The 23,635-nt window shown below is 60.0% G+C and carries 19 protein-coding genes, 1 tRNA gene and 1 pseudogene; 11 read left to right on the plus strand and 10 right to left on the minus strand.

Going from position 1 to position 23,635, the window contains the following annotated elements; translation table 11 throughout:
- Positions 1–13 precede the first annotated feature (13 nt).
- The 4 genes from bfr to AC57B6_RS00305 form a co-directional block, all read right to left on the minus strand.
- Entirely contained in the window at positions 14–493 is a 480-nt protein-coding gene (bfr, locus tag AC57B6_RS00290) for a bacterioferritin (protein ID WP_025496401.1), read from the minus strand.
- A gap of 190 nt (positions 494–683) precedes the next feature.
- Positions 684–2,207: a fumarate hydratase gene (locus AC57B6_RS00295; protein WP_025496402.1), complete on the minus strand. Its 1,524-nt coding sequence runs from the start codon at positions 2,205–2,207 to the stop codon at positions 684–686.
- A gap of 54 nt (positions 2,208–2,261) precedes the next feature.
- Positions 2,262–2,828, minus strand: coding sequence for a TIGR00645 family protein (locus AC57B6_RS00300; RefSeq protein ID WP_025496403.1), 567 nt, complete (start codon positions 2,826–2,828; stop codon positions 2,262–2,264).
- A gap of 325 nt (positions 2,829–3,153) precedes the next feature.
- Positions 3,154–4,047 carry a DMT family transporter gene (locus tag AC57B6_RS00305; protein ID WP_496420511.1) on the minus strand — a complete coding sequence of 298 codons (894 nt, stop codon included), beginning with the start codon at positions 4,045–4,047 and terminating at the stop codon, positions 3,154–3,156.
- A 516-nt stretch (positions 4,048–4,563) separates the two neighbouring features.
- Between AC57B6_RS00305 and acs the strand changes: the two genes are divergently transcribed.
- The 4 genes from acs (at position 4,564) to AC57B6_RS00325 (ending at position 9,261) form a co-directional block, all read left to right on the plus strand.
- Positions 4,564–6,546: an acetate--CoA ligase gene (gene acs, locus AC57B6_RS00310; protein WP_028200311.1), complete on the plus strand. Its 1,983-nt coding sequence runs from the start codon at positions 4,564–4,566 to the stop codon at positions 6,544–6,546.
- 148 nt (positions 6,547–6,694) lie between these two features.
- Positions 6,695–7,087, plus strand: coding sequence for a DUF4212 domain-containing protein (locus AC57B6_RS00315; protein WP_496420512.1), 393 nt, complete (start codon positions 6,695–6,697; stop codon positions 7,085–7,087).
- Positions 7,088–7,091: 4 nt separating this feature from the next.
- Positions 7,092–9,110 carry a sodium:solute symporter family protein gene (locus tag AC57B6_RS00320; RefSeq protein ID WP_252888899.1) on the plus strand — a complete coding sequence of 673 codons (2,019 nt, stop codon included), beginning with the start codon at positions 7,092–7,094 and terminating at the stop codon, positions 9,108–9,110.
- A 60-nt stretch (positions 9,111–9,170) separates the two neighbouring features.
- Positions 9,171–9,261 (plus strand) — tRNA-Ser (locus AC57B6_RS00325).
- Positions 9,262–9,526: 265 nt separating this feature from the next.
- On the opposite strand, the gene AC57B6_RS00330 is transcribed toward AC57B6_RS00325, so the two are convergent.
- The gene (locus tag AC57B6_RS00330; RefSeq protein ID WP_052719601.1) at positions 9,527–9,733 is read right to left on the minus strand and encodes a site-specific integrase; all 207 of its coding nucleotides are present in this window, start codon (positions 9,731–9,733) and stop codon (positions 9,527–9,529) included.
- A 152-nt stretch (positions 9,734–9,885) separates the two neighbouring features.
- Entirely contained in the window at positions 9,886–10,329 is a 444-nt protein-coding gene (locus AC57B6_RS00335; RefSeq protein WP_052719600.1) for a site-specific integrase, read from the minus strand.
- A 230-nt stretch (positions 10,330–10,559) separates the two neighbouring features.
- Here AC57B6_RS00335 and AC57B6_RS00340 point away from each other — a divergent pair, with 230 nt between their 5' ends.
- The 7 genes and pseudogenes from AC57B6_RS00340 to AC57B6_RS00370 all read left to right on the plus strand — a co-directional run.
- Positions 10,560–11,105 (plus strand): DUF1364 family protein, encoded by a 546-nt coding sequence (locus AC57B6_RS00340; protein WP_052719599.1) that lies wholly within the window; start codon positions 10,560–10,562, stop codon positions 11,103–11,105.
- A 60-nt stretch (positions 11,106–11,165) separates the two neighbouring features.
- Positions 11,166–13,676 carry a type VI secretion system Vgr family protein gene (locus AC57B6_RS00345; protein WP_496420513.1) on the plus strand — a complete coding sequence of 837 codons (2,511 nt, stop codon included), beginning with the start codon at positions 11,166–11,168 and terminating at the stop codon, positions 13,674–13,676.
- Between the two features lie 53 nt (positions 13,677–13,729).
- A complete protein-coding gene (locus tag AC57B6_RS00350) occupies positions 13,730–16,450 on the plus strand; it encodes a hypothetical protein (protein WP_496420514.1) in 2,721 nt (906 codons plus the stop codon).
- Positions 16,451–16,470: 20 nt separating this feature from the next.
- Entirely contained in the window at positions 16,471–16,950 is a 480-nt protein-coding gene (locus AC57B6_RS00355) for a hypothetical protein (protein ID WP_052719598.1), read from the plus strand.
- Between the two features lie 546 nt (positions 16,951–17,496).
- Complete coding sequence (locus tag AC57B6_RS00360; protein ID WP_081833271.1) at positions 17,497–17,949, plus strand: DUF3304 domain-containing protein; 453 nt, start codon at positions 17,497–17,499, stop codon at positions 17,947–17,949.
- The gene (locus tag AC57B6_RS00365) at positions 17,946–18,302 is read left to right on the plus strand and encodes a DUF2235 domain-containing protein (protein WP_127837909.1); all 357 of its coding nucleotides are present in this window, start codon (positions 17,946–17,948) and stop codon (positions 18,300–18,302) included. The genes AC57B6_RS00360 and AC57B6_RS00365 overlap by 4 nt, the downstream gene beginning before the upstream one ends.
- Positions 18,303–18,449: 147 nt before the next feature.
- Positions 18,450–18,653 (plus strand): annotated as a pseudogene (locus AC57B6_RS00370) (PAAR domain-containing protein); the annotation flags it as partial.
- A 255-nt stretch (positions 18,654–18,908) separates the two neighbouring features.
- Here the strand turns inward: AC57B6_RS00370 and AC57B6_RS00375 are convergent.
- The 4 genes from AC57B6_RS00375 to AC57B6_RS00390 are packed head-to-tail and all read right to left on the minus strand — an operon-like array spanning position 18,909 to position 23,557.
- Positions 18,909–19,640, minus strand: a complete 732-nt coding sequence (locus AC57B6_RS00375; RefSeq protein WP_496420515.1) for an ABC transporter ATP-binding protein — start codon at positions 19,638–19,640, stop codon at positions 18,909–18,911.
- Positions 19,628–21,430, minus strand: a complete 1,803-nt coding sequence (locus AC57B6_RS00380) for a branched-chain amino acid ABC transporter ATP-binding protein/permease (protein WP_496420516.1) — start codon at positions 21,428–21,430, stop codon at positions 19,628–19,630. The genes AC57B6_RS00375 and AC57B6_RS00380 overlap by 13 nt, the downstream gene beginning before the upstream one ends.
- Before the next feature lie 3 nt (positions 21,431–21,433).
- Complete coding sequence (locus tag AC57B6_RS00385) at positions 21,434–22,333, minus strand: branched-chain amino acid ABC transporter permease (RefSeq protein WP_028200580.1); 900 nt, start codon at positions 22,331–22,333, stop codon at positions 21,434–21,436.
- Positions 22,334–22,357: 24 nt separating this feature from the next.
- Positions 22,358–23,557 (minus strand): branched-chain amino acid ABC transporter substrate-binding protein, encoded by a 1,200-nt coding sequence (locus AC57B6_RS00390; protein ID WP_106353666.1) that lies wholly within the window; start codon positions 23,555–23,557, stop codon positions 22,358–22,360.
- Between the last annotated feature and the right edge of the window lie 78 nt (positions 23,558–23,635).

Below are 23,635 nucleotides of genomic sequence, written 5' to 3' on the forward strand. Positions count from 1 at the left end.
TGTCTCGGTTCGATCAGGACTCGATCGAGCCCATTGCGGTTTGCTGGTAGTTCTGGATGCCGACCTTGTCGATCAGGTCGAGTTGCGTTTCGAGCCAGTCGATGTGCTCTTCCGTATCGTCGAGAATCTTCACGAAGATTTCGCGCGAGATGAAATCACGAACCGATTCGCAATACACGATCGCTTCTTTACAGGTGCTCTGTGAAATCTGTTCGAGCTTCAGATCGCAAGCGAGGATTTCTTTGGTTTCCTCGCCGATCAGCAGCTTGTGCAGGTCTTGCAGGTTCGGCAGGCCGTCGAGCATGAAAATGCGTTCGATCAGCCAGTCGGCGTGCTTCATCTCGCCGATCGATTCGTCGTATTCATGCTTGCCGAGTTTCTCGAGACCCCAATGCTTGTACATCCGCGCGTGCAGGAAGTACTGGTTGATCGCGGTCAGTTCGTTTTTCAACTGTGAGTTGAGATATTCGATGACCTTCTTGTCGCCTTGCATGATGTGTCCTTATAGGGATTTGATTTTCCCAGAACAATAAACGCCGAAACGCGAAAAGCCAAGGCAAAAAATCAGATTCTGGCCTGATTTCAGAGGGTTTTTCGCGTGATGCGTACCGTTCTCATTTCATCATAAAAAAGCCGGGGTTTCGGGCCCCGGCTTTAAATTATTCAGAGGATGTCAATAGCGATCAAACCGTCGCGACCGGAATTTTGCCGATCTTTGCTTGCCATTCCTTCGGGCCGGTCTGGTGCACCGAGGTACCGTGCGAATCGACGGCAACCGTCACCGGCATGTCCTGCACGTCGAACTCGTAGATCGCTTCCATGCCGAGGTCTTCGAACGCGAGAACCTTCGCGCTGCGAATCGCTTTCGACACGAGGTAAGCCGCACCGCCCACGGCCATCAGGTACGCGGCCTTGTGCTTCTTGATCGCCTCGATCGCAACCGGGCCGCGCTCGGCCTTGCCGATCATCGAAATGAGGCCGGTTTGCGACAACATGGTCTCGGTGAATTTGTCCATGCGCGTGGCGGTGGTCGGGCCTGCCGGGCCGACTGCCTCGTCGCGCACCGGATCGACCGGCCCGACGTAATAGATCACGCGGTTCGTGAAATCGACCGGCAGTTTTTCGCCCTTGGCGAGCATGTCGGCGATGCGCTTGTGCGCGGCGTCGCGGCCCGTCAACATCTTGCCCGACAGCAGCAGAGTCTGGCCCGGCTTCCACGAGGCGACTTGTTCCGGCGTCAGCGTGTTCAGATCGACGCGCTGGCTCTTTTCCGTGTCCGGTTCCCACTGCACCTTCGGCCATGCGTCGAGCGACGGCGCTTCGAGCTTCGCGACGCCCGAGCCATCGAGCGTGAAATGCGCGTGACGGGTCGCCGCGCAGTTCGGGATGATCGCGATCGGCTTGCTCGCCGCATGCGTCGGTGCGGCCATGATCTTCACGTCGAGTACGGTGGCAAGACCGCCGAGACCCTGTGCGCCGATGCCGAGCGCGTTGACCTTCTCGTGCAGTTCCACTCGCAGTTCTTCGATCCAGTCTTTCGGGCCGCGTGCGATCACGTCCTGAATATCGATCGGATCCATCAGCGATTCCTTCGCCATCACCATCGCTTTCTCAGCGGTGCCGCCAATGCCGATGCCGAGCATACCCGGCGGGCACCAGCCCGCGCCCATGGTCGGCACGGTCTTCAGAATCCAGTCGACGATCGAGTCCGACGGGTTCAGCATCGCGAACTTCGACTTGTTCTCCGAGCCACCGCCCTTGGCCGCCACCTGCACGTCGACCTTGTCGCCCGGCACGATCTCGTAGTGGATCACGGCCGGCGTGTTGTCTTTCGTATTCTTGCGAGCGCCTTCCGGCGGGCTCACGATCGATGCGCGCAGCACGTTGTCCGGGTTCAGATAACCGCGGCGCACGCCTTCGTTGATCATCTCGGTGACGCCCATCGTCGCACCGTCCCAACGCACGTCCATGCCGACCTTCACGAACACCGTGACGATGCCGGTGTCCTGGCAGATCGGGCGCTTGCCTTCGGCGCACATGCGGCTGTTGGTGAGAATCTGCGCGATCGCATCCTTCGCGGCCGGGCTCTCTTCGAGCTCGTACGCGCGGCCCAAGGCCTGGATGTAGTCGAGCGGATGGTAATAGCTGATGTACTGAAGCGAATCAGCGATGCTCTGAATCAGATCTTCCTGTTTGATGACGGTCATGGCTAGCTCAGTGGGGACAATGGCGCTTGTTATTCCGACGCGCGGGGCAGTGCGTCAGTCGTGCGCCTTCAGGGGAGTGGAATCGTGCGAGCTCACGACATGCAGCGTCGTGGGCTCCTGAAAATGTTTCGGATGCGTATGCGTGGTGAGGCGGTCGACGAGTGCCATTACCAGCGCCGAGACGAGGAACGCGACGTGAATGATCACCTGCCACATGATGGTGTGCGTCGAATTCTGGTCGGGGCTGATGAAGGTCTTCAACAGATGGATCGACGAGATGCTGATCAGCGCCATCGACAGTTTGACCTTCAGCACGCCGGCGTTCACGTGGTCGAGCCATTCCGGCTCGTCCGGATGACCTTCCACACCGAGGCGTGACACAAAGGTTTCATAGCCGCCGATGATCACCATGATGAGCAGGTTCGAGATCATCACCACGTCGATCAGACCAAGGACCACCAGCATGATGTTGGTTTCGTCGAGCGTCATGGACGCGCTGACCAGATGCCAGACTTCTTTCAGGAACAGGACGACGTAGACCGCCTGGGCGACGATCAGCCCCAGGTACAGCGGCACCTGCAGCCAGCGGCTCATGAAGATGATGACGGGCAGCGGGCGCATCGGGCGGCGCTGACGGGCGGAGTCGGGTCGCGAAGCGGACATAGATAAGAGTCAGATGAAACGCAGGTGACGGAACACGGACCAAATGCGCTGTCCCGACGCGCAAATCAAACGCGCGATCGAGCACGCAAACCAGGGCGCAGACGGCGCAGTACGCGGCGAGGGAGGCCGGAGAAGCTCGCGTCAGGCGCGCTATTGTACAGCGTTGGATGAAATTGCTGCGGCGCGGCGGGCAGTGCGGGTTGGCGCACGCTGCTGGAGCCCGCCGTAGAACAGGGCCTTACCAGGCAGCGGTCAACAGGCGGTGATCGACGGATTGCGGCGCTTACGAAGCCACCGGCGGCGCCCGTTTGACCTTCAGGCTCGCCAGCCCGATGCCCGCTACCACGCAGGCGAGCGCGAAGCCGTGCGCGAGCGTGGGCCGCTCATCGAGAAATACGATGCCGTAGATCGCCGCGGCCACCGGCAGCACGGCGCTGAACACACCCGCAAGACTGCCCGGCACGTGGCGAATGCCCTTCATCCACAGCCAGAAGGAGAAGATGCTCGCCGACAGCCCGTACCACAGCACCAGCGTCCAGACGCTAACCGGCACTGCGCGGTAGTCGAAGTGCAGCAGTGCGGTGGCACCGAGCGGCAGCATCAGCAGCAGGCCGAACATATGTGTGTAGGCGCAGATGTCGATCGGCGCGAGCGTCTGCGTCAAACGGCGCGACAGAATGATGTACAGCGATTCGCAGCACACGGCGCCCAGCACCATCAGATTGCCGGTGAACGAAGTCTCGCCGCCCGCATTCTCATCCACATGGGCCAGATTGATGACCACCACACCGACAATTGCCAGCGCGATCGAGGCGAGTGCCCGACCGTTCGGACGCTCTTTGAGAATCAGCCACGAGAGCAGCGCGACGACCGCCGGGATCGTGCTAGTGATGACGCCGGCCGCGACCGCGCTCGTGCGTTGCACGCCGCCCAGCATCAGAAGCGTGAACCCGAAGGTGCCGAACAGCGCCTGCAAAAACAGGTTGAGCCATTCATCGCGTTTGACGCGGCGCAGCTTGGCCACGCGCAGCAACGGCCATAACACCGCCATGGCGATCACGAAGCGCAGCAGCGCGAACAGGGGAACGGGGACAAACTCGACGATCGATTTACCGATTCCGACGTTGCTGCCGACCAGCAGCATCGAAGTAATGAGAAGCAGGGAGTAACGATTCAAGCTGGAATCCAGACGACTAGTTCAGTTAGCATTGTAAGAGGGCGCGCGAGCGAGCGTAAAGGCATGGCACGTCAGGGCGGCACGCGCGATGCCTGCTATGTGCCCGATATCGGCGTCGATTGACGGTGCCGGGTCGCACCGGCATGTCGAATTGATCGCATGAACGGAACAGAGCGCGTAGCATGCCGTGCCGTACGAACGCGAACCGCATAAGGGTTTTCGCTTGCATGGGGTTTTCGCTTGCATGCAATGCGCTGCGCGTAAGTGGCTGGTAAGTTGCAAAGTTTATGTTTGAACGCGAGAGCGGAACGACGGTCTTTCACGCAGTCATGTTGCGGTGCCGCATGAATGAAGATGAAAGGCACACGGGCCGTGGCGCAGAGATCCGCGATCGCTGCGCGAGGGTTGGAGACAGTGCGCCGCCTTTCGATCAGGAATGGTGGCGCCATCATGACATGGCGCGCCACGGGCGCGCCGGCACAGGTTTTACGTTTCATCTTCACCAAGGGGTTGTCGATGTCTGCGATTGAATCGGTTCTTCAGGAACGCCGTGTTTTCCCGCCCTCCGCTGAAGCAGCGGCGGGTGCGACGATCTCCGGCATGGATGCGTACCGGGCGCTGGCCGCCGAAGCGGAACGCGATTACGAGGGTTTCTGGGGGCGCCTCGCTCGCGAGACGCTAAGCTGGAACAAACCCTTCAGCAAGGTGCTCGACGAATCGAAGGCGCCTTTCTATACCTGGTTCGAAGACGGCCAGTTGAACGCGTCGTATAACAGCATCGACCGTCATGTCGAAGCCGGCAATGGCGAGCGCGTTGCGATCGTCTTCGAAGCCGACGACGGCACTGTCACCAACGTCACCTATAACGATCTGCTGCAACGCGTGTCGCGTTTTGCGAATGCGTTGAAGAAGCGCGGCGTGAAGAAGGGCGATCGCGTCGTGATCTATATGCCGATGTCGATCGAAGGCATTGTCGCGATGCAGGCCTGCGCACGGATCGGCGCGACGCATTCGGTGGTGTTCGGCGGCTTCTCGTCGAAGTCGCTCAATGAGCGGCTGGTGGACGTGGGCGCGGTGGCGCTCGTCACGTCCGACGAACAGATGCGTGGCGGCAAAGCATTGCCGCTGAAAAACATCGCCGACGAAGCCATCGCCATGGGCGGCTGCGATGCGGTGAAGAGCGTGATCGTCTACAAGCGTACCGGTGGCAAGATCGCGTGGGACGACAGCCGCGATCTGTGGATGCACGAGCTCACGCAGGCCGAATCGGATCAATGCGCGCCTGAATGGGTCGGCGCCGAGCATCCGCTTTTCATTCTGTACACGTCGGGCTCGACCGGCAAGCCGAAGGGTGTGCAGCACAGCACCGGCGGCTATCTGCTGTGGGCCGCGCAGACCATGAAGTGGACCTTCGACTGGAAGCCGACGGACGTGTTCTGGTGTACCGCCGACATCGGCTGGATTACTGGCCACAGCTACATCACGTATGGACCGTTGACGCTCGGCGGCACCCAGGTCGTGTTCGAAGGCGTGCCGACCTATCCGAACGCCGGCCGCTTCTGGGACATGATCGCGAAGCACAAGGTCACGCTGTTCTATACCGCGCCCACGGCGATCCGCTCGCTGATCAAGGCCGCCGAAGCGGACGAGAAAGTTCATCCGAAGAGCTACGACCTGTCGACGCTGCGCATTATCGGCACGGTCGGCGAGCCGATCAATCCGGAAGCATGGGTGTGGTATCACGAGAACGTCGGCGGCGGCCGTTGCCCGATCGTCGATACGTGGTGGCAAACCGAAACCGGCGGTCACATGATCACGCCGCTGCCGGGGGCCACGCCCCTGGTGCCGGGTTCGTGCACGCTGCCGCTGCCGGGCATCATGGCGGCGGTAGTCGATGAAACCGGGCAGGACGTGCCGAACGGGCAGGGCGGCATTCTGGTGGTGAAGCGTCCATGGCCGTCGATGCTGCGCAATGTGTGGGGCGATCCGGACCGCTACCAGAAGAGCTATTTCCCCGAAGAGCTCGGCGGCAAGCTCTATCTCGCCGGCGACGGCGCGGTGCGGGACAAGGAGACCGGCTACTTCACGATCATGGGCCGCATCGACGATGTGCTCAACGTGTCCGGCCACCGTCTCGGCACGATGGAGATCGAATCGGCGCTGGTGTCGAACCCGATCGTGGCGGAAGCGGCCGTGGTGGGCCGTCCCGATGCGACGACCGGCGAAGCCGTGTGTGCCTTCGTGGTGCTCAAGCGCGCGCGTCCTGAAGGTGAGGAAGCGGTGAAGCTCGCCAACGAACTGCGTGCCTGGGTTGCTAAGGAAATCGGTCCGATTGCCAAGCCGAAGGACATCCGCTTCGGCGAGAACCTGCCGAAGACGCGTTCGGGCAAGATCATGCGCCGCCTGTTGCGCTCGCTTGCGAAGGGCGAGGAAATCACTCAGGACGTCTCGACGCTGGAGAACCCGGCGATTCTCGATCAGCTCGGCGAGTCGCTCTGAGCTGAGGTTTGCCTGGGTGTGCAGCAAGGGTGTGTCGAACGATGTACCTTTGTCTGAACCCAGGTGTCGACCACTCACGTCAGGCCGTCAAAGCCACTGCGCGGACAATCCCGATTGCCTGCCCGGTGGCTTTTTGATACATAGGCGCATGGCCGTGCCGCACCACACCTCTCACGCTACGATCAATCCCGTGCCCGAACCGCCTGCGGTCTCGGCTGCGATGGCGCGCGCGCATCAGAAGTACTGGCGCTTCAATCTTGCGTTGATCGCGGCGTTGATGACGGTGGGCTTTGTGGTGTCGTTCGTTTTGCCGCTGGTGGCGCCGGCGTTGGATCAGGTGCGCTTCTTCGGCTTCAGATTGCCGTTTTATTTCGGTGCGCAAGGGGCGATTCTGATCTACGTCGCGTTGATCGTCGGGTATATCGTGCTGATGCAGCGCGCCGACCGCCGTCTGCAACGCGCTTTCGATGCGGATGCGAGTGCCAGCAACCCAGGCAGCACCGGTGCCGATTCCCGTGCGCCCACCGCGCGCGGAAGCTGAGCCGATGAAGCTCACGAACCGCCTGATCCGCTCCTACGCGCTTTATACGCTCGGCTTCCTGCTTTTCATCTACGTGATGTGGCGTATCGAGCGGACCACCGGGCCTGGCGTATGGATTGGCTATGTGTTCCTGTTCGTGCCGATCGCGGTGTATGCGGTGATCGGCTTGCTGTCGCGCACCTCCGACCTGGTTGAATACTACGTGGCCGGGCGGCGCGTGCCGTCCTTCTTCAACGGCATGGCGACCGCGGCTGACTGGTTATCCGCGGCGTCGTTCATTGGCCTTGCCGGGTCCCTCTATGCGACCGGCTACGACGGTCTCGCGTACCTGATGGGTTGGACCGGCGGCTATTGCCTCGTCGCATTTCTGCTCGCACCGTACGTGCGCAAGCTCGCGCGCTACACGATTCCCGACTTTCTCGGCACGCGCTTTTCGAGCAACGCGGTGCGCGGACTCGCTGCGTTAGCGGCGATCCTGTGCTCGTTCGTTTACCTTGTTGCGCAGATTCAGGGTGTCGGCCTGATTGCGACGCGTTTTATCGGCGTGGATTTCGCGGTCGGCATTTTCTGCGGGCTCGCGGGGATTCTCGTGTGCTCGTTTCTGGGTGGCATGCGTGCCGTGACGTGGACTCAGGTCGCGCAATACATCATCCTGATCGCGGCGATTCTGATTCCTGTGTCGATGATCGCGCATAAGGATGGCCTCGGCTGGGTGCCGCAGTTCAACTACGGGCGCTTGATGGAGCGCGTCGAAGGTCTCGAGAAGCAGGTGCGCGAGGCGCCGCTCGAGCAGACCGTACGCGACGACTATCGGCGGCGTGCCGATCTGATGCAGATGCGGCTCGATACGCTGCCGCAATCGTTCGTTGACGAGAAACTGCGCCTCATGCAGGAAGTCGCGGACTTGCGTCGCCACAATGGTCCATTACGCGAGATCAAGGAGCGCGAAAGATCGCTCGAGCAGTTTCCACGCGACGCCGCCGCCGCGCAGATCGTGTGGACTCAGCGCCGCGACGAGATGCTGACGCGCGCGGCCGCGCCGGTGCCGATGCACGAGCCGTTTCCCGCTTCGAGCGAAGAGGACCGGCGCACCCATGAGCGCAATTTCCTGTCGCTGCTGCTGTGCCTGTCACTTGGCACGGCGAGCCTGCCGCACATCCTGACGCGCTACAACACCACGACTTCGGTGGCTTCCGCGCGACGCTCGGTCGGCTGGACGTTGTTTTTCGTCGCGCTGTTTTATCTGACGGTGCCTGTGCTGGCCGTGCTGATCAAGTACGAGATATTGACTAATCTGGTGGGTCACCACTTTGCCGATTTGCCGCAGTGGCTTACGCAGTGGCGCAAGGTCGAACCGAGTCTGATCAGCCTGGCCGACACGAATGGCGACGGCATTGTGCGCTGGAGCGAAATTCAGATGCAGCCGGATATGGTGGTGCTCGCCGCGCCCGAGATCGCCGGGCTGCCGTATGTGATGTCGGGGCTGATCGCGGCCGGTGCGCTGGCCGCGGCGCTTTCGACCGCCGATGGTTTGCTGCTGACGATCGCCAATGCGTTGTCGCACGACGTCTACTATCACATGATCGATCCGGCGGCATCGAGCCAGCGGCGCGTGACGATCTCGAAGATTCTGTTGCTGGGGGTGGCGCTGTTCGCGTCGTATGTGGCTTCGCTGAATACGGGGAATATTCTGTTTCTGGTGGGCGCGGCGTTTTCGCTGGCGGCTTCGAGTCTGTTTCCGGTGCTGGTGCTGGGCGTGTTCTGGAAACGCACCACGCGGCTTGGGGCCGTGGCGGGCATGGTGGCGGGGCTGGTGGTGTGCATTTACTACATCGTCTCGACGTATCCGTTCTTTACGCAGATGACTGGCTTTGCCGGCGCGCGGTGGTTTGGGATCGAGCCGATCAGCTCCGGCGTGTTCGGCGTGCCGGCAGGGTTTCTGGTGGCGATCGGTGTGAGCCTGATCGACCGGAAACCGGACGCTTATACGAGGGCGCTGGTGGACTACATCCGGCATCCTTAAGCGGGTTTGCGCATGGGTGTGGCGCAGGGCGCGAAGTTTGCTATAATTCGGCTCCCCGCCGGAGAGATGGATGAGCGGTTTAAGTCGCACGCCTGGAAAGCGTGTATAGGTTAATAACCTATCCGGGGTTCGAATCCCCGTCTCTCCGCCACCCTTCCCATATGCCTTTGCGGCACTCAAAAATTCAGCGCTGTGCCATAAAGCTGGCGTTGTGCCATACAATTTTCAACGCAAGGGCCTCACGCGCTCCGGTTTTCTCCGGTANGCGGTTTAAGTCGCACGCCTGGAAAGCGTGTATAGGTTAATAACCTATCCGGGGTTCGAATCCCCGTCTCTCCGCCACCCTTCCCATATGCCTTTGCGGCACTCAAAAATTCAGCGCTGTGCCATAAAGCTGGCGTTGTGCCATACAATTTTCAACGCAAGGGCCTCACGCGCTCCGGTTTTCTCCGGTAAATCGTCTGTGTCACCTTACCGTCGGCATGCGCCAGAGGTGCCTGCGCATGCTCGAGTGTCTCGGCATCGCTGGTGCATTTAGCGCGCAAGTCGTGTTCAGTGAAGTGCTCCTTCACCTTGGTTTCCTCGAGCACCCGCGCCATGAAATCCGCCACATCGTGTCCCATCCGCCGGCGCGCCCGCTTTCTTCATTGAAGTAGCCTTCGCCGCGCTATTGCAAAAAAAGCCAGGGTGCAATCTGCACAGGTCGTGCGGCCACAGCCATCGCGACAGCCTCGCGCAGCGCATCCGACCATTCGTAAATGATCCGCTTGGCCGTCTACCCCTCGGTCTTGCCCGGCATCACGTGGATGCCGTCATCCTGAAGGTTCGATGGGCTGAGACTTAGCAGGTCGCTCCGGCGCATCCCGGTAAGCAACTTGAGCCGCATGTACGCCTGAATCGCGAGCACGCTGCCTGCTTTGCGCCGTGCTTCGATCGACAGGCACTCGACGACCTCCCAATCCTCGACGTATCGCTTGCGCGGCTTCTCGCCGGTCAGGCGCACCTCACCTTTGAACGGGTGCCGATCGAAGTATCCCCATTCAACTGCCTTGGTGTATGCGTGCGACGTGCTGATGAAGCTGAACGGCCTCGGGGGTGAGTGGTGAAGATGACGTTCATCGTGCCGGCTGCGTTCACAGTGTACGGCGTGCCGCAGAAAGAGCGGCCGCCGTGCCTGATCCAGTGCGACGTCGTCGAGCTCGTGCGGACTTTTGCGCATTCGCCGTGGAAGTTTCGCAACAGCATGCGCCGCGGCCTACGCGTCAGCTATGCTCCTTACGTGCGGTTACCAGCATAGATCATCCCGCCGGAAAACTGGCCGCGACTGGAGTCCGGCGAGGTTGAGCTGCGCGTGCCGCTGCATTTCAATCAACGCGTGCCACTCCCCACATTCCCGCCGGACAGTAACCGCGTGTGGCCTGACGACGTCGTCCAGTTGCGAGCCGACCCATGCTGACGCGCAAGAAACCGCTCGTCAGCAAAACGCCGCTGAAGCGTAGCGCCCCGATCGGCAAACGCCCGGCGCCGAATAGCTCGCTCACGCGCACGAAGATCCTCGTGGAGTCGCCATTCAAGCGCAAAGCGCGGAAGAAGCGCAGCTGGCACGACGCGAAGATGCGCAACGCCTGCCGCGGCCAGGTGTGCTATCTCCGCGTGCCCGGCATTTGTCACCAGCTCAAGTGGGAAGACACGATTGTCCCGTGCCACAGCAACGAGGGCGCGCACGGGAAAGCTGGCGCGCGGAAGGCCGACGATAGATACACGGTGCCCGGCTGTGGCCTTTGTCATTACTGGCTCGACTTCGGCGGCGCGTCGCAGTTTGCTGTGACGTTCTTCGACCGAAAGCGCGGAACGTCCCGTTATCCAATTGGCAACGTGAAAGGGATATCCCAAGCGTTATTTGACAAAATTTCGGATATGCCACCTGCATTCGTTAATCAACAAATTCACGCCATCTCACACTTACGGACATTGAATGCTAGCCCATTTGTCTGAAGTTTCGTAAGATCGCGCGTGAAGCGGTTGCTCAGTCAATCGGAACAGAATAGAGGCGGTATGGGAGCGCAAGACATAATTGGGGCACTCACTGGCGCGTTCGTGCAAAGCGACCGCCTGCTTAAACTGGATACCTCGCTAGGAAATAGCGTCCTGCTTCCGCAGCGGGTCGTTGGTCATTCACGGATTGGCCGTCATTATGAAATCACCGCTGATGTCGTGTCTACCTCCAACGCGATTGAGCTCAAGAAGCTGATCGCCCAGCCGGTGACACTGTGGGTCCAGCAAACAGACAGGTCTTATCTGCCGCATCACGGTTATGTGCATACCGCACGGCGTCTTGGGTCGGATAGCGGGCTTACCAGTTATCAGATCGGCTATGCGTCGTGGATGCATTTCCTGCGCTTTCGCAAGGATGCACGAATCTGGCAGGACAAACCGGCCGACGAAATCCTCACCGATGTCTTCAACATGCATCCGCAAGCCCAGGGTGCATTTCGCTTTGCGTTGAGCAAGTCGTTGCCCTCACGTTCGTTCTGCATGCAATACGAGGACGACTGGAATTTCGTCCACCGTCTGATGGAAAACGAGGGGCTATTCGGCTACTTCGAGCAGGCGAGCGATGGCAAATCGCATACGCTCATCGTCACCGACGGCCTCGACACGTTCCAGCCTCTTTCGCCGCAGACGGTTCAATTTTATCGAGCGGGCGCGAACAGTGAAGCCGATGCCCTAGTTCAGTGGTCGGGCACGCGAACGCTGCAAAGCACGATGCTCACGACCCGAACCTTCGATTACAAGGCGCCCGCTTCCCCCACGTTTGCCAAGGGTACAAACGTTCCAACCCTTCCTACGCAGGGAAATCTGCCCGAGCAGGCTGAGGTGTATGAATACACCGGCGCCTACACCTATGGAAACCAGGATCGGGGCGACGCCCTGTCCAAAATCCGAGTGGAAGAATGGGAATCGCAGGCAAAACGGTTCAGTGGTTCGGGTGGTGTACGAGGCGCGGATGCGGGACACTGGTTTGAGCTTGACGATCATCCCGGCCATGCGACAGATAGCCAGCAAAATCGCCAGTTTGCGATCATCGAAACCAGCTGGTTTATCGAAAACAATCTGCCGGTGTCCAGTCAGGCGACCGATTTCCCGCACAGCCTCAAGATTGAACTCGCTGCGGCGAAAGCTAACCATACCGGCCTGAAGGTCATGCATGATGATGGTACGGAAGGTTTCTTTCTCGTCGAGATCGAAGCCCAGCGCAAAATTGTTCCGTTTCGCAGCGCGTTTGACCATCACAAACCGAAGATGCACTTGCAGACCGCGATTGTCGTCGGCCCTGCAAACGCGGAGGTCTATACCGATCCGCTGAATCGGATCAAGGTGCGTTTTCATTGGGATCGCCTCAACGAAGGTGACGAGAAGGCATCGTGCTGGGTACGTGTCGCGATGTCCGATGCGGGCGGCGGATACGGCGGCGTACATGTGCCGAGAGTCGGTGAAGAAGTGTTAATCAGCTGGGTAGACGGCGATTGCGATAGACCCCTCGTCACCGGGCGCGTTTATAACGGCGCGACGAAACCTCACTGGCATTCCAACGGCCTGCTATCAGGCTACAAGTCGAAGGAATATCAGGGCAGCGGCTACAACCAGTTGGTGATGGACGACTCGACGGGTCAGAACCGCGTTCAGCTTTATTCAACGAGCACGAACGCACATCTGCATCTGGGTTACCTGATTGACCAGACCGGGAACAGCAGAGGCAACTATCTGGGTAGTGGCTTTGACCTGAAGTCCGACGCTTACGGTGCGGTGCGTGCGGGCCAGGGCTTGTACGTCACCACCTATACGGCGACCAGCCAGCCGCTGGATGCACGGCGGGCAACATCGCAGTTGGTGAATTCGGAAAGCGTGCTGGAAGCGATGTCGAATGCCAGCACGACACATCAGGCTGAAAGTCTGAAGGATGGTTACGACTCGTTGAAGTCATACACGGACGCGACGCAGAACAGCATGTCGGGTTCGACGTCGGGAGGAAACACTGCAGGCGGCGGAACCGGGAACGCGAATGGGTTCAAGGAGCCCGTCATGCTGTTCGGTAGTCCCTCCGGGATCGCCATGTCCACGCAGCAGTCCGTGCACATCGCGAGCGATGCACAGACCAACCTGATTAGTGGACAGAGCATCCACATCGCAACGGGCAAATCGTTGATCGCGAGCGTCACGCAGAAGCTGAGCCTCTTCGTCCAGAATGCCGGAATGAAACTGTTCGCCGCCAAAGGAAAGGTGGAGATCCAGGCGCACAACGATAACATCGAGTTCACCGCGCAAAAGAGCGTCAAGCTCGTTTCAGCGACCGAGCAGATTCAGGCTATCGCCAAGGGCGAAATCCTGTTGACCTCAGGGGGCGCTTATATCCGCATCAAGGACGGCAACATCGAGATTCACGCTCCAGGCAAAATCGACGTGAAGGGTGCGCAGCACAGCTTCAACGGCCCGACCCGGATCGATGAAAAGTTTCCGTCGTGGAACGACAGCGTGCCGCGCCGCGCGGTGGATTTTTCCGGGTAACGGCGATAGCGGCCAACACAATCTGAAACAGCAACCTGAACAAAGGATAGCGCGTGGCGCAACAACAGGAACAGCCGTCGAAAGTCGAGAGTTGGGCGTATCCCTTTCCTCTGAAGACCACGAATGTCACGTTCGCGCCCGAGGACTATCTCCAGGCGCTCGCGGTGGCTGAGGACGGTTTCTATCCGCTCGGCGCCAATGGTCTTTGGCATGGCGGCATTCATTTCGGCGCGCAGACCGCCGGCAAATTCCAGCAGGATGGCGGCGTGAGATGCATCGCGGACGGCGAGGTCGTCGCATTCCGTCTGGATGAAAAGCTCCAGGAAGTCGCTTACCCGGACGCGATCAAGGCGGGCTACTCGAAGGGATTTACGCTGGTGCGCCATCGACTCGTTCTCCCACCGGCCCCTCCGCAGCCGACGAATGGCAACGCCCAGCCGCAGAACCCACCGGCAACGACACCCCCTGCTGCGCAGAACACCATGCCGCCCGCCCAGGATGTGCTGACGTTCTTCAGCCTCTACATGCACACGCTGCCGCTAGAAGGCTACAGCCCGGGTGCGCAACCGAATGGCACGGCAAGAACGCTGCCTGCCTACTACGGCGCGACGGAAACGTATGTCGTCGGGGCGAAAGCGCATGACCCGCAATTGAAGCCGACGGGCCAGCCCGACAGCACGACGGCGGGTCTGCGCGTGCGCGCCTCGCATTCGGGGCAAGCTGCCGTGATCGGTTGGCTGCCGCGAGACACGAAAATCAAGATTGGGCAAAAGCACGGCACATGGGGCAAGATTTCTAGCTTCGTTGCCGGCGCGGCGCAGCCCTACAAGCAGGGCGAAACGCTCAATGCGAGCGCGGCCCTGGGCTGGGTTTATGTTGGCGAGATGGATAAGGAAAACAAGCCATCGGCGGTCGACCAGATTTATATCTTGCCCAAGCCCCACAGAATCGCGGCGGGGGAGACTGTTGCCTGGATCGGTGAATATCAGCGGCTTGTGGAGGCTCGGGCGCACCACACGATGCCTCCCAAACTCGGCGAACGCCCCCTGCTCCATGTGGAGGTGTTCACGGGAGACGATTTGAATGGGTTTATCTCGCGGAGCCGGACGCGAGCGCAGCAACTTGATTCGAAATCGCGGACGTTGCTGCTCGTTTCGAAGGGTGCGAAGTTGGTGCAACCAGCTTCTGCCGATACATCGATCCCCGCTGGCACTCACGTCAAAGCGGCATCGGGCTCGTTCGGCAACGGTCCGTGGTGCAAAGTCGTGAAGCTCGATGCTGCGGGTCACCCGCTCATTGGTCAGGCACCGCTCTGGATTGCGCTCGCGGATCTGCAGGGTACCGGAGATCGTCAGGCGTGGAGTCAATTCCCCCTCCACGTGCAAGCGGCAGGCGGGCAGGGTGCAGCATGGCCGCGCGTAGTCGCCACCGGATCGGCCCCGCAATGCGCCGAAGCAGAAAACAAGACGTGGTACGCGGTCAGCATTGCCGACGAGAATAACGCACAGATCGATGGTTGGGCATGCGATCACGGACATCCGCTCGTCGAACTTAAAAGCCCGTGGGACTGGCCGGGTTTCGAGGTCGCGAATCTCGACGCGTCGGTGTCGGTCATGTTCGAACGTGCGTTATATATCGCAGATAACGGCACGCCCGACGAGATTGCACGTTTCGAAGATTCATTCGACACAGCGCGCTCCGATGAAACCATCAAGAAACTTGAGGATGCAATAGATGATCAGGGACTGAAGGACGGAAAGATCACGGCACACGAACTGCAATTGGCGCTCGGCAAGCCATGGTTGGCGGATCGCATCGTTCATCTGATCGTGCGGAATGAAACCGAGTGGGGCGGCGACATGAGCAAGTGGGATGCACTCGACTCGCATATGCATGCGGGGTTGCCTGTGTGGCAAGCGGAGAAAAAGCGGATTGAAGAGCTCAGGTTCTGGTCGGGCACGGCCGGCGTAACGCCAGCGAGCGCGAACGTCCATCATATACATCCGGTCGGACTGGTCGGCAATTTTTATCGCTACGGTTTCCAGTTTACGTTGCCGATGTTGCAGCACATCTTCCCAAGTGCAAACGTTGCGACATTGCAAGCTGCCATCACGGAACTGAACGCCAATATCAATTTATTCAAGCTCGACAAACCACTCAGACGTGAGCACTTCTTCGCGCAAATCCGGCGCGAGGCGGGCCCATCTTTGGCTGTTCATGATGGCGAAAGCCTGAACTATCCGCCTGACAGGTTGCGGCAAAAATTCTCGTATTTCCAGCAACATACCGACGAATCCGAATCGTACGGGCGCACTTCCCAGCATCCTGCCAATGAACAGGCTATCGCCAATCGTGCGTATGCGAATAGAAATGGCAACGGAGACATTGCGAGCGGGGATGGATGGAAATACCGTGGGAGAGGCTTGATCCAGATTACAGGCCGAACACAGTACCAAAAATTTTCCGAATGGCACCAGCACAACTCGGGGGGCTGGCCCAGCGAGGCGAATCTGGACTTTCTGGTCGACTATGCGCTTGTTGGCGAGGTCAAGTATGCAGTGAGATCCGCAGCGGCATATTGGATCAACAACAGGATGTACGAAACGGCCGATCACGGGGCGACCGAGGACGACGTCGACAACATCACCCGAGCGATCAATCCCGGGCTTTTTGCGCATCATCCTGGCCACCCGATCAGCCAGGAGAACATGAACGACATAGTTGACCGGCGGAACAATTTCGCCTCGATTCATAACTGGGAGGGATTGAAGTGATACGTATGGCAGGATTTTTCATGGTTGTTGTGTTGTCGCTCGTCAAATATGACGTGGCGAATGCGCAGACTCAGTCGTCGCAGGATGAACAGACGCTTTGCAGCGAAGGCGAGGAGGTTTATTTTAGTTGTCCGCTGGAGAACGGGAAGACCGTTTCCGTCTGCGCAAAGAACAACACCGCCCCTAATCGGGGCTACGTGCAATACCGATACGGTAGCAAGGACGATGCTTTCGCATTCCCTTCTGAAAATACCTCGCCGTCCAAGACGATTAAGATCACCGACGTCTCCGAAGGAAGCATTCGCGGCCTGCATTTGAAGTTCTCGAAGGAGCCGTACACTTATGTCGTGTCCTCGGTCTCGCCGGGCGAGGTCTATGTATCGAAAAATGGGAAGATAATTTTCGATCAGCAATGCCAAGCTTCAAGATACAAAAGCTTTTCGAATAAGATTTTCGACGGGGTCAATGAAGCGCCTGTGACGAAAGTTGATATGCACTAAATGCTGTTCGCGAGTCTACTAACCCCGCGGACTACCCCGCCATTCAGTTAGCAACAAGGCGATGGGTCTCCTCTATTGGCGGATGTAATTTCTCGTGGCATGACGATTTATTTGGCAAAGCACGACGCTGAAGTCGAAGAGTATTTCGCTGACATCCAGCCGAGTGAAGAAAGTGTATTGAAGCACGGCTAGCTGAGCCTGCGCTCGCGCGGTAGCAGCCTCAGCGAAGCATCGTCATTGCCGTGGAAGTCGTCGGCTATCAGATTCGGCGCAGTACGCATTTTTACGCTCGCAGATTTTGAATGCACGGCAATATAGACTGTAAGGTGCCGGCGATCTCGTCAATTATTGCCGTATCGCACTTGCTTACGTGGATTCGTTCAACGCCTTGCCGGAAGTCGCCGCTTTGCTCGAACAGGTGAAGTCGAAGGTCTTGACTTTTGACGATCTCATGAAGAACTTTCCGCGGAATGTCCCGACGGTTGATGTCGGGCATTCGCGATCTGCTTACCATTCAAGTCGAGCGAAACACCAGAGACAACAAGAATGAAGTCCAAAACTGAAGCAGCGGTCAACTCCATGATCCGCCGCCTGATTGTCGGGTTATTGTCCGTATTGCCACTCACTGCCTGCCTGGAAAGGCCCATGAATCTCGATGTCGCCGTTTACAACTACTGGCCTCGTGCGATTTACGATGTTGCCGTCAACGGTCAATACGCAGGCGGTGCGTTCATGGCGTATGAACCGGGCAACGCCGGCGGAAAAATTGTTTGCTGTGTGAAAGTCAAACCGGGCCCGATATCAATCGAATATTCGCTGGGAGGCCGGCAAGGCGCTCCAAGATTGGGCGAAAGAATTCACGCGACTGCCGTGCTACAGGAATTGCCGGGCGACTCCAAAGTCCTCACCGTTCATGTGTACCCGAACGCAACGGCAATTGCTGAGGCATCCAAGGAATATGTTGACGAACGACCGGAGCCGGAGGGAAAGAAGCAGTGAGTTCGCTTCCCCAACCGCCTTCGTTGATGCAGACCATAGCGGCCACGACGCGTGACGTTCCAAAAACGCCTCCAGCGGCGAAACAAGATTGTTCCGACATGGTTCACCTCGCGTTCTTCTTTGACGGGACTGGAAACAACCGGGACGCTGACGCGGCAGGACAACGATGGAGCAATGTCGCAAGATTGTTCGACGCTTCGATGAATGCCCCGGGCAAAGGAATTTATAGCTTCTACGTCAGCGGCGTCGGCAACCGTTCAACGGCGAAGCGTCTTGGGTCGACAAACCCGATGTTTGGTTTGAGGACCCCGTCTTGGGCGGCGCGTTTGGCGCGGGAGGCGATCGCCGATTGAGTGATGGCGAGGACCGTATGAATCAGGCGGTCGTCGGCCCAAAATCGTTGAACGACAGCTCCGTTAAGCATGCGATGTGGGGGACGATCGATATCGAGGCGCCGGCTTATGCCGAGGCATTGAAGACCCATCGCGATTTAGTTCGAAGGTCGTGACGTCGCCCACGAGGGCGATGAGGTGCAATGTCCCACATGCAACACGACGGGCAAGATCAAATGCGATGGTCTGCGTCAGGTGATGACCGCGCCCGATGGTCGGCACGCTGCTTTAAGCGACGATCTTTGCATCTGCAAGTGCGATCCGTTGCCGAAGCTCGTTGCTTCGCAGCAGTCGATGTCGATCGACGCCTGATGTTCCATTCCCACCATAACCAGTAACGACATTCCGTCTCTATGGCAATTGGTGATGATCGTATTGCGAGGATTCGCGCCTGTCTCGCAGCGAAGGCATTTACCTTGCTTGAGAAGGAGTGGTGCGGCGTATGGAGCCAGGACGGGTTTCGCTGTGCCCACTAGCATATTTCATCCCAGTCTGAGGCCAGTCTGGTAGGTCGCCTGCACGCTAAGTACCTGCCCCGGTCCGACACGCCATCCAGCCGCCCCACCATCACTCCGTCGCAATAGCACTCCCACCCAGATACGCGGCGCGAACCCGGCTATCCTGCGCCAGTTCCCTGGCGGGGCCGGCTAGTGCGATCCGACCGCTTTCCAGCACGTAGGCCCGATGCGCGATACGCAGGGCCTGACGCGCATTCTGCTCGACCAGAAGAATCGAGGTGCCTTCGTTGCAGATTTTCGCAATCATGCCGAAGATCACCCGGACCAGCTTCGGCGCCAATCCCATGGACGGCTCGTCCAGCAGAACGACGCGAGGCCGCAGCATCAGCGCGCGAGCGATGGCCAGCATCTGCTGTTCGCCGCCGCTAAGCGTCCCCGCCAACTGGCTGCGCCGTTCGCCGAGCCGCGAGAAAGTCTGATAGACCTCGGCCATGCGCTGTTCCAGCAACGCGCCGTCGGCCCGGATCAGATAACCGCCGAGCCGCAGATTTTCCTCGACCGTCAACGCTCCGAACATGCGGCGGCCTTCCGGCACATGGCCGAGACCCCGCGCCACGATCTGGTGGGCCCGCAGTCCGGTGAGCGGCTCTCCGGCCATCGCGATCTGTCCCGCACGCGGGCGAAGCAGGCCGGAAATAGTGCGCAGCGTCGTGGTCTTGCCCGCGCCGTTGCTGCCCAGCAAGGCCACGATCTCACCTTCCGCGACATCGAGCGATATGCCGTGCAGAACTTCGACATTCCCATAGCTCACATGCAGATCGCGGATTTCTAGGAGTCCCACAGCGATTTCTCCCCAGTGGCATCGTCGGCCGTTTCTTCTGCTGTACCGAGATAGGCATCGATCACACGCGGGTCGGCCTGGATCTCGCCCGGCGAACCTTCGGCGATGATCACGCCATGATCCATGACGATGATCCGGTCCGACACGCCCATCACCAGCATCATGTCGTGTTCGATCAGCAACACCGTCACGCCCAGATCCCGGATGCGCCGGATCAATTCCATCAGCGCATGCTTCTCGGTCGGGTTCATCCCGGCAGCCGGTTCGTCCAACAGCAGGAGATACGGGTTGCTGGCGAGCGCGCGAGCGATCTCCAGCCGGCGTTGGTCGCCATAAGGCAGATCGGCCGCGCGTTCGCCTGCCCGGGCACTGAGGCCGACGAAGGTGAGCCAGCCGAGGCCCTCTGCCGCGTGATCGGCCGCTTCGGAGCGAGCGGAAGGGAGCGCAAGCAATTCGACGATCAACGAGGTATGAAGCCGATGGTCCATGCCGATCAGCACGTTTTCGAACGCCGTCATATTGGCGAACAGACGGATGCCCTGGAAAGTACGCGCCATGCCGCGATGAACGATGCGATGCGGTGCTCCGCCAGCCAGCGAGGCGCCGCGCCAGAGAATCTGGCCGCCGCTCAGACGGGTCACGCCGGTGAGGCAATTGAACACCGTGGTCTTGCCGGCGCCGTTCGGGCCGATCAGGCTGAGAATCTCGCCGCCGCGCACCGTGAAGCTGACGCCGCCGACCGCCCGCACCCCGCCAAAACGGCGCTGCATGTCGCGCACATCGAGCAGGATGTCATCGGCGACGATCTCCCGGTGCGCGGGCTTTGCTACGCCGTCACCTTCGCGTGGCGGCGCCACGCGGCGCAGCGGCGCGGGCCACAGGCCTTGCGGCCGGAGCAGCATCAGAATCACCAGCCCGATCGCGAAGCCGAAAATGCGCCACAGGTTGAGGAAACGCAGCACCTCAGGCAGTCCGGCAACAATGATGGCGCCGAGTATCACGCCAGGAATACTGCCTCGACCGCCCAGCACGACAATGATCAGGATCGTGACGGACTGCAGATAGGTGAAGCCGGTCGGGTCGATCGTCCCGAAGCGCGCAGCAAACAGACTGCCGCCAAAACCGCCGATCAACGCGCCCATCACGTAAGCAAGCAGTTTGACGCGCAGCGTCGGTACGCCCACGGCTTCGGCCGCCGCCTCGTCCTCGCGGATGCTGGTCCAGGCGCGGCCGAGCCGTGACCGGCCGAGCCGGATCGCGAACATGAGCACTATCAGGAAGAACGCAATACCCAGTTCGTACACTGCGCGGGGCGAACTGATTTCGTAACCGAACAGGCTGGGACTATCGATACCGTAGATACCGTTCGGGCCGCCCGTAATCCGCAGATTGGTGGCAACGATACGCGTGATCTCGCCGAACCCGAGCGTGACGATCGCCAGGTAGTCGCTGCGCAGACGCAAAGTGGGGTAGCCGATGACGATGCCGGAAACACCGGCGAACGCGAGGCTGAACGGCAGCGTTTCCCAGAACGAGAAGTGCAGCAGTGTTTCCAGCAGCGCCGTCGTGTACGCACCGATGGCGAAGAAGGCCGCATAGCCCAGATCCAGCAGCCCCGCATATCCGACAACAATATTCAGCCCGAGGCCGAGGATCGAATAGGTCGCGATGGTCAGGCCGACGTCGACGATATAGCTGCTGGCGACCGCCGGCAACGCCACGGCGGCGAGCAGAAGAGCGCCACCTGCCGCCGGGCGGCGCCAACGCGCTGAGGCTGACGTCGCGCCCATGGCCTACATTCTCTCGACGACGCGTTCGCCGAACAAGCCCGTCGGCTTGATCACGAGCACACCGATCAGTACACCGAACACCAGCACATCGGTCCACTGCGACGAAACATAGCCGGCGCCGAATGCTTCGAGCAGGCCGATCAGAATGCCGCCGGCCATCGCGCCCGGAATGTTGCCGATGCCGCCGAGAACGGCGGCGGTGAATGCACGCAAGCCCAGCACGAAGCCCATGAAGAAATTGATCTGCGTGTAGTAGAGCCCTTCCATGACGCCGGCGACGGCGGCCAATACCGAACCAAGCAGAAAGGTCAGCTGGATCAGCCGCTCGACATTGACGCCCATCAGACGCGCCGCGTCCTGATCGATCGCCAGCGCGCGCATGGCCGTGCCGAGGAAGGTGTGATGGACGAAGAAGTAAAGCGCCAGCATCAGCGCGAGGCTCGCCACGATGATGCCGATCTGCGTGAAGCTGACTCGCACGCCGAGCAGGTCGAGTCCCGCCTGGCTGAGCACATGCGGATAGGTGTCGAACCCGGCCCCGTAGAGCAGCAGCACCCCGTTCTCCAGCGCGAGCGAAACGCCGAGCGCTGTGATCAAAATCGACAGCCGCGGCGCGCGCAACAGCGGCTGATATGCGAGGCGCTCGATGGCAAGACCCAGGGCGCCGGTGACGGCCATCGAAGCAACGAGCGCAATCAGCAGCGCGAGAGCAAGCGGCAGGTGCACCGCGGCGAGCGCCGTCAAAGCGGTCCAGCCGACGAACGCACCGACCATGAACAGGTCGCCGTGAGCGAAGTTGATCAGCCGGATAATCCCGTAGACCATCGTGTAGCCGAGGGCGACGAGGGCATAGAAAGAGCCCGTCGTCAGCCCTTCGATGACGAACTGGAAGAAGGTGCTCATGGCGTGGCCCGTTGCGCGCCGGGCCTACTTCATCGCCACCCAGTGTCCGCCGGAATCGAGCCGCTGATACGGCGTGAAATTACCGCCGCGCACGGTGATGACGATATACACCGCGTTGCTGCGGTCACCTTTGGCGTTGAAGCTGATGGCTCCCGTCACGCCTTGATAGCCCGAGATTTTGTGCAGGGCAGCAGTGATCGCCGCGGGCGTCGTCGATTTTGCGTTCGCGATCGCTTTTGCCGTCACGCCGACGGCATCGTATTCGTAGACGGAATAGGGACCGGGGCCTTGCCCGTAAGCCTTCGTATAATCGTCGACATAGCCGTGCGCGGCGCTCAGGAATTGCGCCAGCGGCGCCGTGGTGATGAGCATGTCGTCGGCGGCGGGGCCGGCTGTTTTCATCAGCGTGGGGTCGTTGGTGGCGTCGCCGCCCATCAGCGTCATTTTCATGCCTAGTTGCCGCGCTTCCTTCACCAGCAAGCCCGCTTCGGCGAAATAGCCGGTGTAATAGATGACGTCTGGCTTCAGTGCCGCAACGTGGGTCAGCGTCGGCGAATAGTCCATCTGGCCGGGCGTGATCGCGTCGTCGTAGACCACATCGACACCGTCCTTCTTCAATGCGTCCACCGTGTTATCGGCGAGACCTTTGGAATAGGTCGTGTTGTCGTTGATGACCGCCGCCCGTTTTGCATGCAGGAAGTTCTTCATGAAGTTGGCGGCAAACGGGCCTTGCTCGTCATCACGGCCGATCGTGCGGAACACGTTGTCGTAACCCATCTCGGTCAGCTTGGGATTGGTCGACGCGTCCAGTACGTAAGGAATGCCGGCGCGGTGAAAGGTTGTCAATTCCGGCAACGCGGCGCTGGAGCAGTAACCGCCGGCCACCGCCACGACGCCCGCATCGACTAGCTTTTGTGCTGCCTGTACTGCTGTCTGCGCATCGCAGGCGTCGTCTTCCGGCACCAGTTCGATCTGCTTGCCGAGCACGCCGCCGGCCGCATTGATTTTGGCGGCGGCGAGTTTGGCGCCGTTGACGATGTCCTGGCCCGCGTTGGCGCTACTGCCCGACAGCGGCACCGGCACGCCGATCTTGATCGTGGCGCCCTCGCTGCGCGCCGAACCGGGCAGGGCGCCGGCGAGCACGGCGAGCGCGGCCATGGCCCCGATTGTTGTGCGCCGCAAAACGCTCGCAGCACAGACGGCGCCATTCTTCTGAGCAATCATGTTAGCGACTCCTTATCGTGAAAGGGATCAGAGCGATCCGCCACGCGGATAGACCGGTGACATCAGAAAACGGACGAA

Source organism: Paraburkholderia sp. BGA-UO-ETr-F12, assembly GCF_059567945.1.

Excerpts from the sequence above, each read along its gene's own strand:
- bfr (WP_025496401.1), bottom strand. The coding sequence starts at position 493 with ATGCAAGGCGACAAGAAGGTCATCGAATATCTCAACTCACAGTTGAAA.
- AC57B6_RS00295 (WP_025496402.1), bottom strand. The coding sequence starts at position 2,207 with ATGACCGTCATCAAACAGGAAGATCTGATTCAGAGCATCGCTGATTCG.
- AC57B6_RS00300 (WP_025496403.1), bottom strand. The coding sequence starts at position 2,828 with ATGCGCCCGCTGCCCGTCATCATCTTCATGAGCCGCTGGCTGCAGGTG.
- acs (WP_028200311.1), top strand. The coding sequence starts at position 4,564 with ATGTCTGCGATTGAATCGGTTCTTCAGGAACGCCGTGTTTTCCCGCCC.
- AC57B6_RS00315 (WP_496420512.1), top strand. The coding sequence starts at position 6,695 with ATGGCCGTGCCGCACCACACCTCTCACGCTACGATCAATCCCGTGCCC.
- AC57B6_RS00320 (WP_252888899.1), top strand. The coding sequence starts at position 7,092 with ATGAAGCTCACGAACCGCCTGATCCGCTCCTACGCGCTTTATACGCTC.
- AC57B6_RS00330 (WP_052719601.1), bottom strand. The coding sequence starts at position 9,733 with ATGGGACACGATGTGGCGGATTTCATGGCGCGGGTGCTCGAGGAAACC.
- AC57B6_RS00335 (WP_052719600.1), bottom strand. The coding sequence starts at position 10,329 with ATGCGCAAAAGTCCGCACGAGCTCGACGACGTCGCACTGGATCAGGCA.
- AC57B6_RS00340 (WP_052719599.1), top strand. The coding sequence starts at position 10,560 with ATGCTGACGCGCAAGAAACCGCTCGTCAGCAAAACGCCGCTGAAGCGT.
- AC57B6_RS00345 (WP_496420513.1), top strand. The coding sequence starts at position 11,166 with ATGGGAGCGCAAGACATAATTGGGGCACTCACTGGCGCGTTCGTGCAA.
- AC57B6_RS00355 (WP_052719598.1), top strand. The coding sequence starts at position 16,471 with ATGGTTGTTGTGTTGTCGCTCGTCAAATATGACGTGGCGAATGCGCAG.
- AC57B6_RS00360 (WP_081833271.1), top strand. The coding sequence starts at position 17,497 with ATGAAGTCCAAAACTGAAGCAGCGGTCAACTCCATGATCCGCCGCCTG.
- AC57B6_RS00380 (WP_496420516.1), bottom strand. The coding sequence starts at position 21,430 with ATGGGCGCGACGTCAGCCTCAGCGCGTTGGCGCCGCCCGGCGGCAGGT.
- AC57B6_RS00385 (WP_028200580.1), bottom strand. The coding sequence starts at position 22,333 with ATGAGCACCTTCTTCCAGTTCGTCATCGAAGGGCTGACGACGGGCTCT.
- AC57B6_RS00390 (WP_106353666.1), bottom strand. The coding sequence starts at position 23,557 with ATGATTGCTCAGAAGAATGGCGCCGTCTGTGCTGCGAGCGTTTTGCGG.